We start from the raw sequence: 14,087 nt of genomic DNA, 5'->3' as shown, positions 1-14,087 counted from the left end.
CGCGATTTTACGGGCTGGGCGCCCCGGCGGTCAATCCATCCGGCTCAGCCCGCCTCTACCCGGTTGGCGCACACCCGCCCGGCCACGAAATCCTGCAGGTTCCCCAGCGTGATCGCCGAGATCTCCTGCAGCGCCTCCACGGTGAAGAAGCCCTGGTGGCCGGTCACCAGCACATTCGGGAAGGTCATCAGGCGCTGGAAGGCCTCGTCGTCGATGATCTCGCCAGACAGGTCCTGGAAGAACAGCGCGCTTTCCTGCTCGTACACGTCGATGGCCAGATGACCCAGCCGGCGTGACTTCAGCGCGCGGATCACCGCATGGGTATCGACCAGCCCGCCACGCGAGGTGTTGACCAGCATCGCGCCCGGCTTCATCCGCGCCAGTGATGCATCATTGATCAGGTGATGGGTCTCAGGCGTCAGCGGGCAATGCAGCGACACGATGTCGGCACGCGCCAGCAGTTCATCCAGCCCGGCCATTTCGCCGATACCGCCGAACGCGGGTGACGGATAAGGATCGTGCCCCAGCACGGTGCAGCCCATGCCGTTGAAGATGCGCGCGGTGGCCAGCCCGATCTTGCCGGTACCCACAATGCCGACCGTGCGGCCATGCAAAGTGCGCCCGAGCAGGCCATCGAGCATGAAGTTGCCCTCGCGCACGCGGTTGTAGGCGCGATGGGTCTGCCGGTTGAGGGTCATCACCAGCGCCAACGCATGCTCGGCCACCGCCTCCGGGGAATAGGCCGGTACGCGTGCGACGAACAGATCCAGCGCTTTCGCGGCTGCCAGGTCCACATTGTTGAAACCGGCACAGCGCAGCAGTACGGCCCGCACGCCCATCGCATGCAGGGCGTGCAGCACCGGCGCATCCAGGCGGTCGTTGACGAACACGCATACGGCTGCGCAATCCTGCGCCAGCGCGGCCGTGTGCACGTCCAGCGCCACATCGAAGTACACGAACGCAAAGCCGTCCCCAGCCGCATCGCGCTGGTTCGCCTCATCAAGGAAACGACGGTCGTAGGGACGGGCACTGAAGACGGCGATCTGCATGGACGGGCCTGGGTGGAATGGCAGACCGACCATACCGCAGCAGCACCCGCGTTGGGATGGCACCGGCGATGCCTTCATCGCCGGTGCCGGGTGCCACTTAGAACTTGTAGCCCAGGCCCAGCATCACGCCGTTCTGGATCTGCCCGTCGCGGCGCTCACCCACGTAATCGGCCATGATCGACAGCCGCTCGCTGGCACGGCTGGTCACACCCAAGTTCCAGGCCAGCACCTGCTCGCCCACCGCCTGGCTGCTGGCACCGAACACCAGGTCCGGGGCCGCAGCGAAACCCGTGCTGTAGCGCGCCTGTGAATCGCCCAGCTCCTTCTGCCAGACCACGCGGGCACGCGGGGTGATGCGCTCGCCGTTGTTGCCCTCGAAGGTCTTGAACAGCTGCAGACCCGCACCCACGCGGATGCTCTCCAGGCTGCCGCTGCGGCCAACCAGCGCACCGGCGCCCTGCCCTTCGTTGAAGCGGGTGGCCGAGGTGCGCGCGTAGTCCACCACCGGCAGCAACGGCTGGATCACCAGGCCCTTGGCGGTGGTGAAGGAGAACGCATGTTCCACCCGTGCGGAGATCGCATCGTTGCTGTACTTGGCGCGCAGTGGCTGCTGCAGGCCATCGATGCCGTTGATGCTGCGACGCGTATCGTGGCGCAGATCGGTGTAGCGCACGGCCGCCGACAGATAGCCGCGCGCGTACGTCGCATCGAGGTAGCCGCCCACGTCCAGCGCACGCACGTCACCAGTGAAACCAGAGCCATCGCTGGCCTTGGTCGACATGTCCGCCGCGGCCACGCTGACGCCCAGGGTCACGCGGTCATCGGCCACGCGGGTATCGGCACCGACCACGATGCCACCGATGGTGTGGCTCAGGCCGGCCACGCCACCGTCAGCATCGATGCGACCATGGCTGGCGAAACCACGTGCCCAGATGCCGTGGCTGCGTCCAGCATCACCGCTGCCCGCAACGCTGCCCGACGCCGGCTCGACCAGGTGCATCGCCAGCTGGTTGAACAGGCTGCCATGGCGCATGCCCGGCTGGGAGGAGACCGACTGCGCCACCTGCGAGGCCAGGCCATCGGCATCACCGCCGCTGCGCATGGCCGACTGGTGCTGCTGCACGACGTTGCCGATACTGCCCACCAGCGCGGTGTCGGCCAGTCGCAGGCTGGCGTGCGCATCACCGCGCAGGGCACCGGCCTGTTGTGCGATCACATCGCGGTCGGCGAACTGCAGTGCGCCCAGCAGCGATCTCAGTCCCTTGTCCTGGCGATCGGAGGCGGTCGCCAGCGCGCGGCCCAGGCCGTCGCCGGACGTGCCATTGGCGAACAGGCCCAGCTGGTCAAAGCCCGGGTTGGCGGTCAGCCACAGGCCATCGGCCGTCTGCTTCACGTTGAAGCTGAGCAGTGAATTGTGGCGCGGGCGGAACACTTCACCGGCAGTGATGCTGGCACTGTATCCGGCGTCCCCCAGCCGCACGACATCCTGGAAGCCCCCCTGGTAGATCGGCCCTTCCACCAGATCGCGGCGGTAGGCACCGGCATAGAAGCCCTGGGCCACATTCAACGCAAGGTGTGCGCCCCGCGCGATCACCAGCGCGCCCTCCTCGGTGCCGCCGTCGTAGAAGCTGCCGACGCGCAGGCGGCCACTGCCGGTACCACCGGCTTCGGTAACATCAAACAGCACCTGGCCGCCGGGCATGATGTTGACGTAGCCGTGGGTCACCAGATCCCCACCGCGCGGCATCAGCGTGCCGAACACGCGCAGGCGGTTGAAGCCATCTTCGCGGTAGGACGGGCCGGTGCCATCCAGCAGCGCATCGCTGTCGGTGCCGACCGATGCGATATCACCGTGGCCAACCACGATGCTGCCCGGCATCACCCGCAGCTCGGGGGTGCGCAGCGCACCACCCTCCAGTGCGATGGTGCCGTTGTCCACCAGAATGAAATCGGCGCCGGTGGTTTCAGCGGTGCGCCAGGTGGCGCCATTGCTGACACGGATCACGCCGGCGGAGTTGGCCAGGGTCGAGGCATCCAGATCGGCCAGCCGCAGCTGGCCGCGCAGTTCATCCTGGAGGTCGGGGTCGGCGAGCAGCTGCTGCAACGACTGCGCGCCGATACCGTTCGCCCCCCGCGTGGAGAAGTTGTACAGGCTCACCGCATAGTTGATGTAGGTGCTGGCCCAGTCGGTATTCCAGCGCGCGAAATCGTCGTCGACGAAGGCCTGCAGCTGGCGCGCGGTACGCAGGTAGCCCGGGTTGATGTCGCCGCTGACGTTGCTGGTGACACGAAGGGTGTCGCCCGGATCGCGATAGCCCGCCGTGTTGATGATGCTGTTGCTGCGGATATCCTGGCCCGGGAATGACTCCAGCTTGCTGCCACTGCCATCCGGATCGAAGGTAACCGACGTACCCGTGGTACGCGCCGGGTCGCGGAATACCAGCAGGCCATTGGGCTGCACCACTTCATACATGGCCTTGTGCAACAGGCCCGCATCCATGCCACCGCCGTAGTTGCCTGTGTAGATCTGGGTCATGCGCGGCGACGGCGCATAGGTGATCCTGCCACCACTGCTGGCGGCATGGATCTGCACCGAGTCGACCAGCGGCAGATCGCCGCCGAGGTAACGGTTGACGCCACCGGACTGCATGATCGAGCAGGACGAAATGCAGTGGCCGGACACGATGGTGTCCAGGCCCTGGGTACGGATCACCGCCTGCAGCCACTCGCCGGCGATCAGCGCGCCACCGTTGGACGTTCGCAGCACGACTTCGCGGATCGGACGGCCTTCAGCCTGCGCCTTGGCCAGCAGTGCGGGCAGCGCCACCACATCGGCGACGGTGACGCCGCCGCTGAGGAAGACGCGATCGTCCTGCACGTGATAACTCATTGCCATGACGTCATCAGCTGCCGCGATGGCGCCAACGCCCATCAGCCCGGCCAGGGCCAGGCTCAACTTCGAATACTTCATGCGTTCTCTCTCTCCACCCGCAACACGCGGGTAGAACGATCAACGCCGCAGCGGGGCGATCTCCCCCAGTGGAACGGATCCTGAAAAATGAATACATTCACAATGAGAATCTGATCGATGCACACTCTTCCCCATCCGGTCATCGTCGCGTAAAACTCGATGACGCATTCGCCACCGACAGTCGAGGCCAGCCCTGTCCACCCCGTCTCCCCTGATCCATCGCGCGCCGGAGCCGCTCGCACCTGCGGATGCCTTCATCGCGTTCGTACGCGAAGAGCGCGCACCGCTGTGCGCGTTCCTGCGCACGCGGGGGGTCGGGCCTGAGGATGCGGAGGATATCGCGCAGGACTGCATGGAACGGCTGATCCGCTATCGCGCACAGGGCCCGGACGAACTGCGCCTGCTGCTGTATCGTATCGCCCGCAACCGCCTGGCAGACCGCGGCCGCTCGCCGCAGTCGCGGCCGCATCTGCCGCTGGCCGAACACGATGGCAGCGACGAACCGTCCAGTTCCTCGCCCGATCCATTGCGCCAGGCCGAGTCAGGGCAGATGCTGTCCCTGCTGCGGCAGGCCCTGTTCAAGCTGCCCGAACGCGCACGCGAGGTCTATCTGCTCAACCGCATCACCGGCATGAGCTACACCCAGATCGCGCGGCATTGTGGAATTACTGCCAAGACCGTGGAAAAACATATCGCCCGGGCCCTGCAGGGCCTGCGTCAGGAGTTGGGATCGGATCCGCTGCACAACGACAGGGACGGCCAATGAGTGGCACCCCGCACAGGGATGATGCACAGCTGTTTGAACGCGCCAGCGCCTGGGTAGCCCGCCTGGAAGCCCCGGACTGCACATCGGCCGAACGCGAAACGTTCGAGGACTGGCTGGCCGAAGATCCGGCCCACGTCAAAGCCTGGGTGCAGGCCGAAACCCTGTTCCAGCAGGGTGCGGAGCTTGCGGCTGACCCCTGGCTGCGCACCGCCGCGGCACGGGCGGCGCGTCCGCCGCGCCGGCGCTGGTTGCCGGGTGTGGCCGCTGCCGCCGGTGTCTGCATGGCGATCGGCATCGGCTGGATGGTTGCCGTCGACGGCAACCCGACGCCACAGGTCTACGCCAATGATTCGCACCAGGCACAGCAGCAGACGCTGGCCGATGGCAGCGTCGCCATGCTGGATGCCGGCACCACCCTCCGCGCCCGCTTCGGCTGGCGCCATCGTGATCTGGTGCTGGAGCGGGGTCGGCTGCAACTGCAGGTCGCTCCGTCGAACAAGGCGCTGCAGCTGCACGCCGGCGGCAGTACGATCCGCGACATCGGCACGACCTTCCAGGTGGAACGCCTGCGCGACGGCCTGGTCGAGGTCGCACTGCTGGAAGGTGCCGTGGAAGTCAGCAACGGCGCAGCGCAGCACACGCTGGCACCCGGCCAACAGCTGCAGGTATTGCCCTCCGGCCGTATCCAGCCGGGCCCTGCCCTCTCGTCCAACGCAGCCGCTGAAGGCTGGCTGCGTGGGCAACTGGTGTTCGATGCCACGCCACTGTCGATCGTGGTCGAGCGCATGAACCGTTATGGCCGCACGCCACTGGTTATCGTCGATCCGGAGATCACCGACCTGGCTGTAAGCGGCACCTTCCGCGCCGGTGATGCACAGGAGCTGCTGTCGGCGCTGGAACTGGGTTGGTCCGTGGCTGGCCAGACGCGTCCGGATGGCGCGCTGGAACTGCGCCGCACCTACTGAGGAGACCGGCAGTGAAGGCAGGTCCGGGTGCGCTGCAGTGGGGGCTGCTCCGCGCCCTGCTATGCCTTGCACTGGGTGTTGCCGCACTACCGATGGCCGATGCCGGCGAGCCCGCCGGCACGCTGGAGATCGACGTGGGCGCTGGCCCACTGGTGCCGGCACTGCAGCAATGGGCCCGGCAGAGTGGCACCGCCCTGCTGTTCGACGCACGTGAACTGGATGATCTGCGCACCGGCGGCAGCCGTGACCAACGCGATACCGGGGCCTCCCTGAAGCAGTTGGTCGCCGGCCTGCCGGTGAACATCCTGCGCACTTCATCCGGTGCCTTTGTCGTGCGGCGCGTCCATCCCGAGCCCCCTGCCACGCCGCCGAAAGCGGTCGCAGCCCCGCGCCTGCCGCGCCCGGCTCCCAAGTCCGCCGACACGCCACACCAGGTGGAACTGGCGCCCATCCATGTCACCGGCAGCCGGCTGCCGCGCTCTTCGGTGCAGACCACACTGCCGGTCACCACCATCGATCGCGACGATATCCTGCGCAGCGGCTACGGCAATCTGTTCGACCTGCTGCGGCACCTGCCCGGCATGAACGGCCATCCGGCCATGAGCACCTCGCGCGGCGGCGATTCGCAGTACCTGCCGGTGGGCGCAGCGGCCACCACCAGTCTCGACGGCATGGGCCCGCGGGCGACGCTGTTCCTGGTCAACGGCCGGCGCCTGCCGCGCTATCCGATGGTGTCGCTGGAACAGGGTGGGCTCACCGACCTCGGCGGCATTCCGCTGAGCTTCGTCGACCGCATCGAACTGGTACGCGGTGGTGCCTCGGCCATCTATGGGGCCGACGCCATGTCCGGCGTGGTCAACATCATCCTGCGCGACCAGGCCGATGGGCCCGAAGCCATGCTGCAGACCGGGCTCAGCAGCCGCGGCGATGCGGGCCAGTACCGCCTGCAGGCCGCCACGGGCGGCGCGCGTGGCAACGGGGACCGCTGGTTTGCCGGACTCGATCTGCACCGTGTTGAACATGTCGCCGGTGACCAGCGTGACTGGCACGCGGAAACCTCGCTGTATCCGATCGGCGCAATCTTCGGCAACTGGTACGTGCCCGCCCGGCGCTGCGAGCCGCCCCTGAAGCGGCGCGAGGATGGCTGCTGGTTTGACAGCGCGCGGCCGCGGTCGCTGCAGCCCGCCTCGGATACCGCGTCGGCCTTCCTGCACTACCGGCATGAACGTGGTGAGGGACGCTATGCCTATGTCGAGGCGCGGGCCAGTCACAACCGCCAGCGCTTCGATCTGGGCCCGACCGCCGTTGCGGTGGTCTCGCGCGGAATCACCTTCAACAGTGTGCTGCGTGAGGCCGGCAACGTGCGCCCCAGCGTCCGCGCCACCGATGCCGACCTTACCTTCGGCATCGGCCGCGACCAGGGCCGGCGCAGCTGGGAGGCGGGCATCAGCGCGCAGCGCAGCGACGTGACCTTGTCCACTGCAGGCACCGTGCGCACGACACGCCTGCTTGAAGCAACGCAGGCGCGCAGGTTCACTCCCGGTTTCGACGCGCCGCCGGCGGCCGAGGCGGACACGCTGTTTCCGTCCATCCGCAACCGCGGCAGCACCGCACAATGGCAGGGCTGGTGGGGCGTGCAGCGTGAGCTGATGGCAATGCCCGGCGGCAATGCGCAGCTGGCCACCGGCATCGACCTGCGCCATGAACGCTGGACCTCGCGCCCGGACGCACTGCTGAGCCAGGGCGACCTTGCGCTGGGCCTGCCACAGCAGCGACGCCGCCTGTCGCGACAAAGCAGTGGCGTCTACGCCGAGCTGGGCCTGCCGCTGGCCCCCACGCTGCGCGCGGACCTGGCTGCACGCTGGGACCGCGACGGCGGCTTCATGGCGTTCTCGCCTCGTGCCGGGCTGCGCTGGAGCCCGACGCCGCACTGGTCGTTCCTGCTGGCCAGCGGGCGCGGCTATCGTGCACCGAGCCTGTTCGAGCAACGGCGGCCTCCCGGCTACTTCGGCTCGATCACGCTTCCGGTGTCCAGTGCCCTTCCGGAATGTGCGATCGCCACGCGTGGTGGCGGCTGCAGCGTCACGGCCAACGTGGTTGAGAACGATGCACTGAAGGCCGAACGATCACGCAGCCATTCGCTGGCAGCCACGTGGACGCCCAACGACACATTCTCGCTGTCGCTGACCCACAACATCGTGGAACTGCGCAACGAGATCCTCGCCCTGCAGCCGAGCGATGCGGTGTGGAACCGCAGCACGTGGGAACTGGATGAAGACGGCCACCTGGGCAGCCTGCGCCTGTCGTTCGACAACATCGGCCGCACCACCTCCCGCAACTGGGTGCTGCGTGGCGAGTACCGCATCGACAGCGGCAGCAACGGCCAATGGTTGTTTTCGCTCGATGCGCTGAAGCAGCAGGAACTGCTTCGCCGCCGTGACCATGAGGCCGCCGTGGACCTGCGTGGCCATGTGACACCCGAGCTGGCTGCGGTGTTGAACGTGCAATGGCAGAACAGCAACTGGGACATCGCGCTACGCGGCAACCAGATCGGGCGCACGCGTGCCTGGCTGCCGGGGGCGGAGTGCCCGCAGAAGCAGGTCGACCGGAACCACTGCATGAACCCACGGCAGCTGCGCTGGAACCTGCACCTCGCACGCCGGCTGGGGCCGCGCATCGTTGCAGCACTGGACGTGCACAACGTGCTGGACACGCAACCGGTGAACTATCTGGTCGGCAATGGCGGGCAGATGCCCGGGCTGGACGATCCGCTCGGCCGCTACTACCTGCTTACCCTGCAGTTCCGCTGAAGCGTAGTAATCTACGCGCCCTGTTCCACCGCGGTCCCCTTCCCCCATGAAAGCCTATCTCTGGTTCTGGGGCGCGTTCCTGCTGTTCTTCGCGTTGCCTTTTCCCTGCATTCTCTATTTCGGCACTTCGTGGCCGGTAGCGCTGGTCGACCGCAGCGCACCGTGGCTGGCACTGTTGCTGCTCGCACTGTCGATGGTCCTGTGGCTGATGCTGCTGTTCGCCTTCCTGCACTACCTGTTGCTGGGGCCGCCACGCGCACTGCACCGGGTGCAGTCGATCCTTGCCGACGGTGAACCGCGCAGTGCGCTGATCGAGCAGGCCGAACAGACCGGCGTGCAGGTACGTGGGTTCGCGCAATGGAAACTGCAGTTGTCCTTCAAGAACCTGTCCGGTACGCCGGTCCGCGAACAGATGCTGGTGGTCGACAGCAAACCCCAGCTGCATCGCTTCGAGGCCGGCAGGCACATTGATGCACGCCTGGGCCGGACACCCGGAGCATTCCCCAACATCGTGCTGGACGGTGCCCAGCCCGAACTGAATGTCGCCAGCCTGTGGCGGCGCGGCATCGGTGCAGCACTCGGCATCGCCATCGTTGCCGCTGCCTATGTGTGGGCCTACCAGCTGCAGAGCGAGGGGCTGGGCTGGACCTTCCTGTCGTTCGGTCACCCGCTGCTGGTGTGCCCGCTGGTGCTGTGTGGCTATGCGCTGGGCCTGCGCCTGCTCGGCCGCCTGCTGCACGCCGATGCCCGCGGCGATGCGCTGAAGTATCGCGGCATCGGCGTGGAGGCCAGGGTGTTGAAGGTGCGTCAGACCGGCACCTACCTCAACGAACAGCCGCAGGTGGAGTTCCAGCTGGAATACATCGACCGCGAAGGCAACGTGCAGCAGGCTCGCGTGCGCCGCTTCATCCCGCTGATTGAACTGGCCAACATCCCGCGCGAGCATGTGACGCTGCTGTACGACCCGGATGACCACAGCAACGTGCGCCTGGAGGGAGTATGAAACAGCCGCCCTCAACCCGCACCGTGTTCCTGGTACTGTTGCTGGTTCTGGCGGGCGTGGCCGTTGCCGGAGGCGCCCTGCAGACCATCAGCGAAACGCTGGGGCATTCGGTACAGCCGGACCGGTTGCCTGCCTCCGTCTCGTCCCAGTCGCCGCGCGAGCAATCCGCATCGCTTGTGCCGTCCCCGGCGCCCTTCCCCGCCGCGAGCACCGCTGGAGCGCCCGAGCGCAACAACCGCCTGTTCGATGCGGACTACCTGCTGGCTGCCCGTCAGGCACTGGAGCAGATGCCAGCGCTGGCCGGCCAGCGGCTGACGGTCTTCCACAGCATCCACTTCTACGACGATGGCCGCATCAACCTCGATCTGGTCGATCCGCAACAGCCGGGCCACGTCGACAGCTATCACTTTGAACGTGGCCAATGGCGCAAGGGCAATCCGGTGAACCCGCAGCAGTTTGCGCCGACCATCAGCCTGCAGCGCAGCAGCACATCCCTGGCCAGCATCGATTTCGAGGCTGTTCCGCGCGTGGCGCAGGCGCTGCAGGAACAGCGCAATGCGCTGCAGAACCCCGCATCTGAAGTCGGCCACGTCTACGTGATCGTGCGCAAAGCCGGCAAGCTGGTATGGCTGCCGGACGAAGTCGCCGGTGACCGCGAATCCGTGCGCCTGCAGTTCGATGCGCAGGGCGCCCTGCGCGGCGTGAGCCGCCGGTAGGCCACACAAAAAAGGGGACGGAGGGGATTAAGTCGTATGTGCCTTGGTGCGGTTTGCGACTTAATCCCCTCCGTCCCCTTTTTCTATTTCACCGAGCGCGCGATGGCGTACTGCGCGGCGTAGTACGTGGACAGCACCAGCAGGCTGGCCAGCGGCAGGCCGCCGGCGAAGCGGTCCCAGGCCAGCAGTGAATCGCTGGCGACGAACAGCAACGCACCGGCGGCGGCCCAACGGGCACTGGCGGCCTCCATGGCGTCAGGCTGCGGGCGGCGCCACTGCCGTGCCAGGGCCAGCACCGCCATCGATGCCAGCACCACCACGTACGCCAGCACCGGAATACGCATCGGTGCGGGCAGGTGTGACCACAGGCCCAGCACGTTGAGCACGGCAAACGCACCGAGCAGGACGCTGGCGCCGACCAGCCCACGCCCGGCACGCAGGCCTCCGCGGAAGGCGATGATGTAGCAGACATGCGCCAGCAGGAATGCGACCAGCCCCGGTACGAACGCATCCATTGGCAACATCAGCGCGATGTCACCCACGCACGAGAGCAGCATGCCGGCCAGCACCGCGCGGCGGTAGAACGGCTGCGCGGGATCGTGCACGCGCCAGACGATGGCAGCGATCAGCAGCGTGGTCGTCGGCTTGGCCAGCCAGTGCAGCCAACGCCCGTCACCATGCAGGAACGCGCCGATGATGGCGAGGACCGCCATCAGCAGGATCACGCCATCGCGGGCGCGCGGTTTCATCGCGCCTTCCACAGGTCCGCCAGGCGGTCAGGCTTGCCGGCGATGCGCTCCAGCACCGGGTACTGCAGGCCACCGTGGTAGGCGATGCTCATCGTTTCGATGCGATCGAACTGCTTCACCAGCAACACGATCGGCGCCTTGTCCTTCGCCGCGCCGGCGACGGCGTCCTTCAAGCGCTGGCTGCTGTACTCGCGGCCGCCAACGGCAATCACCTTCATGCCCGGCGCCAGGCCGGCATTGAACGCCGGGCTGTCCCAGATCACGTCGCCGACCACGCCGCTGTCGAGCACGGTCGCGCCCAGCGAGTACGCCAGCAGCGCCGCCTTCGCGCGCTTTTCCTGCGCCTTGTAGGCGTCGTTCGGGGTATCGCGGTAAACCAGCTTCCAGCCCGCCAGTTCCAGGCCGCCGGTCAACGAACCATGTCCGTCCAGGCGCCCGCGCAGGAACGTCGCCCAGTCGTACGGCGCGATGCCGTTCAAGGTCGCGACCACATCATCGAAGGTGTACGGGTTGACGTCCCAATCGCCATTACCGACCCCGAAGAAGGCGCGTGCGAAGTCGTCCAGGCTGCGGCGATTGCCGCTCAGTTCGCGCAGCTTGCCCTCCACTTCCAGCCACAGCATCTGGCCGCCGGAGTAGTAGTCCTCGCTCATCTGGTAGTTGCGGTAGGGCAACGTGCGGCGCTGGGCGATGGTCGGGTCGTTGGTGGTGTCCTGCAGCGGCCGCCAGGCCAGGCCCGGGCGACCACGGTCATAGGTCGCGGCCACGTTGGCCAGCATGTCGCGCGCCTGCGCGGTCGACCACAGCCCCGAACGCGCCGCCAGCACCTGGCCCCAGAACTGGGTCTGGCCCTCGTACACCCACAGCAGGCTGTCGCCCATCGGCACGTTGAAGTTGGCGGTGGCCAGATCGGCGCCGCGACGGTACTTCCCGTTCCACGAATGGGTGTACTCATGCGGCAGCAGGTCGCGCATCCACGCGTTGCTGTCCCACTCGGTGAAGTAACCCGGGTCGGCGCTGTTCTCGCTGGAGCGGTGATGCTCCAGGCCGATGCCACCGAGGCGGTCGGTCAACGCCAGCAGGAACTCGTAGTGGTTGTAGTGGCGCGCACCATAGAGCTTGTCGGCCTGCTGCACCAGCGCGCGGTGCATGGTGATCTGCGCCTCGCTCGGCTTCAGCGACTTGGCGTCGTCGGCAAACACATTGAGGTGCACCGGCACCTTCGCGCCCGGATCGAGATCGATGCGCTGGTAGTGCTCGCCGGCGAACAACGGCGAATCGACCAGATGGTCATACGAGATCGGCTTGAAGACGACGGTATCGCCATCGCGTCGCGCGGTTTCAAGCGCAGTGGCGAACGACCAGCCCTTGGGCAGGGTCACGCTGGCCTGCGCCTGCAGCTGGCGAGCGTCGACACCGGCCGGATACAGCGAGTTGGCGTTCCACTGCAGGTTGAGCATTTCCGGGGTCATCACCACCCGGCCCTGGCTGCCGCCCTGCGAGGACAGGAAATCGAAGTGGGCGACGATCTCGCTCACGCCCTCGGGCACGTTCACCTTGAACGCATAGACGTTGAACTGGTCACGCTGCCAGGCCAGCGGCTTGCCGTTGGCCGTCACGCGCAGGCCGGCCAGCTTGTCGATCGGGCCGGTGGGCGAATGGTTGCCGGGAATCCACTGCGGGTACAGCAAGGTCATCGGGCCAGGCTTGGCCGGCACGGTGGCGGTCACCTTGAAGATGCGCCGGGCCAGATCGCGCGCGTCCACGTCGATGCGCAGCAGGCCGGGAGCCGCCGCGTTCGCCGGTGGCGAGGTCTGCGCCAGTGCAGGCGTGGCCGCCAGCGCGAACAGCAACGACATCGCCAAGGCTCGGGTCTTCATCGGACAGCTTCCAACAACGGAGAATCTTCCGATGCTAGGCCTGTAAAGTGCCCCGCCCCATGGCCAAAGGTCATGGGCGCGCGCCCATCCGTGCATGCCCAGAAGGGTGCGAACCAAGGTTCGCACCCACCTTGTGCTGATTTGCAGCCACCTTGTGCTGGTTCGCACCCACCAGAGCAGTTTCAGTAGATCCACGCCATGCGTGGATGAGGCGCTTCCCGGTCAGTCGACCAGGCGCAGGCGCAGTTCCTTCGGCAGCGCGAACACCATCGATTCCGGTTCGCCGTCCAGCTCGCCCACGCCGCTGGCGCCCAGCTCGGCCAGGCGCGCCAGCACGCCATCGACCAGCACCTGCGGCGCCGAGGCACCGGCGGTCACGCCGATATGCTGCTTGCCTGCCACCCACGCCGGGTCGATCTCGTGCGCGCCGTCGATCAGGTACGACTCCACGCCTTCACGACGGGCCAGCTCGCTCAAACGGTTGGAGTTCGAGCTGTTCGGCGAACCGACCACCAGCACCAGATCGCAGCGCTTGGCGAGGTCGCGCACGGCGTCCTGGCGGTTCTGCGTGGCATAGCAGATGTCGTCGTTCTTCGGGCCCTGCATCGCCGGGAAACGCTCGCGCAATGCATCGATGATGCCGCGCGTGTCATCCACCGACAGCGTGGTCTGGGTGGTGTAGGCGAAGTTTTCCGGCTGGTTGATGTGCAGCGTGGCAACCTGCTCGACATCCTCGACCAGATAGATCTGGCCGGTGCCGGCTTCGCGGTTCCACTGGCCCATGGTGCCTTCCACTTCCGGGTGACCGGCGTGGCCGATCAGCACCACGTCACGGCCGGCACGGCAGTGGCGGGCAACCTCGAAGTGGACCTTGGTCACCAGTGGGCAGGTGGCATCGAACACCTTCAGGCCACGACGCTCGGCTTCCTGGCGCACGGCCTGGGACACGCCATGCGCGCTGAAGATCACCGTGTTGTTGTCCGGCACTTCGTCGAGTTCTTCAACGAAGATCGCGCCGCGCTGCTTCAGGTCATCGACCACGAAGCGGTTGTGCACCACTTCATGGCGGACGTAGATGGGCGCGCCCAGCGTTTCGATCGCGCGCTTGACGATCTCGATCGCACGATCGACACCGGCACAGAAACCACGCGGGTTGGCGAGCAGCACATCCATCAGTT

Annotated in this window: 10 protein-coding genes; 5 read left to right on the top strand and 5 right to left on the bottom strand. The window is 66.9% G+C overall.

What is annotated here, in order from left to right; translation table 11 throughout:
- Positions 1–44: 44 nt before the first annotated feature.
- Together ACZLIB_RS06525 and ACZLIB_RS06520 are read right to left on the bottom strand one after the other, a co-directional pair.
- Positions 45–1,049 carry a 2-hydroxyacid dehydrogenase gene (locus ACZLIB_RS06525; protein ID WP_478469427.1) on the bottom strand — a complete coding sequence of 335 codons (1,005 nt, stop codon included), beginning with the start codon at positions 1,047–1,049 and terminating at the stop codon, positions 45–47.
- Positions 1,050–1,146: 97 nt separating this feature from the next.
- On the bottom strand, positions 1,147–4,020 hold the full coding sequence (locus ACZLIB_RS06520; protein WP_182267445.1) for an autotransporter domain-containing protein: 2,874 nt from the start codon (positions 4,018–4,020) through the stop codon (positions 1,147–1,149).
- A 286-nt stretch (positions 4,021–4,306) separates the two neighbouring features.
- Between ACZLIB_RS06520 and ACZLIB_RS06515 the strand changes: the two genes are divergently transcribed.
- From ACZLIB_RS06515 to ACZLIB_RS06495, 5 genes are read left to right on the top strand one after another with little or no spacing between them, the layout of a single operon-like run.
- Positions 4,307–4,786, top strand: coding sequence for an RNA polymerase sigma factor (locus ACZLIB_RS06515; protein WP_229301228.1), 480 nt, complete (start codon positions 4,307–4,309; stop codon positions 4,784–4,786).
- Positions 4,783–5,751 (top strand): FecR family protein, encoded by a 969-nt coding sequence (locus tag ACZLIB_RS06510; RefSeq protein ID WP_032127573.1) that lies wholly within the window; start codon positions 4,783–4,785, stop codon positions 5,749–5,751. The genes ACZLIB_RS06515 and ACZLIB_RS06510 overlap by 4 nt, the downstream gene beginning before the upstream one ends.
- An 11-nt stretch (positions 5,752–5,762) precedes the next feature.
- Positions 5,763–8,561: a TonB-dependent receptor plug domain-containing protein gene (locus ACZLIB_RS06505; protein WP_071227738.1), complete on the top strand. Its 2,799-nt coding sequence runs from the start codon at positions 5,763–5,765 to the stop codon at positions 8,559–8,561.
- A gap of 46 nt (positions 8,562–8,607) precedes the next feature.
- Entirely contained in the window at positions 8,608–9,564 is a 957-nt protein-coding gene (locus ACZLIB_RS06500; protein ID WP_478469425.1) for a hypothetical protein, read from the top strand.
- A complete protein-coding gene (locus ACZLIB_RS06495; protein WP_032127576.1) occupies positions 9,561–10,280 on the top strand; it encodes a hypothetical protein in 720 nt (239 codons plus the stop codon). Before ACZLIB_RS06500 ends, ACZLIB_RS06495 begins: the two co-directional genes overlap by 4 nt.
- A gap of 83 nt (positions 10,281–10,363) precedes the next feature.
- Here the strand turns inward: ACZLIB_RS06495 and ACZLIB_RS06490 are convergent, their stop codons facing one another.
- The 3 genes from ACZLIB_RS06490 to ispH all read right to left on the bottom strand — a co-directional run bounded on the left by ACZLIB_RS06490 (position 10,364) and on the right by ispH (position 14,082).
- Entirely contained in the window at positions 10,364–11,029 is a 666-nt protein-coding gene (locus ACZLIB_RS06490) for a lysoplasmalogenase (RefSeq protein ID WP_478469424.1), read from the bottom strand.
- A complete protein-coding gene (locus tag ACZLIB_RS06485; RefSeq protein WP_478469422.1) occupies positions 11,026–12,909 on the bottom strand; it encodes a M61 family metallopeptidase in 1,884 nt (627 codons plus the stop codon). Before ACZLIB_RS06485 ends, ACZLIB_RS06490 begins: the two co-directional genes overlap by 4 nt.
- 222 nt (positions 12,910–13,131) lie before the next feature.
- On the bottom strand, positions 13,132–14,082 hold the full coding sequence (gene ispH, locus ACZLIB_RS06480; RefSeq protein ID WP_019337505.1) for a 4-hydroxy-3-methylbut-2-enyl diphosphate reductase: 951 nt from the start codon (positions 14,080–14,082) through the stop codon (positions 13,132–13,134).
- Positions 14,083–14,087: the final 5 nt, after the last annotated feature.

The organism is Stenotrophomonas sp. 220_Sma (genome assembly GCF_056487375.1).
Note: the sequence above shows the minus strand (reverse complement) of the source record. Positions and strands in the feature narration are given on the sequence as shown.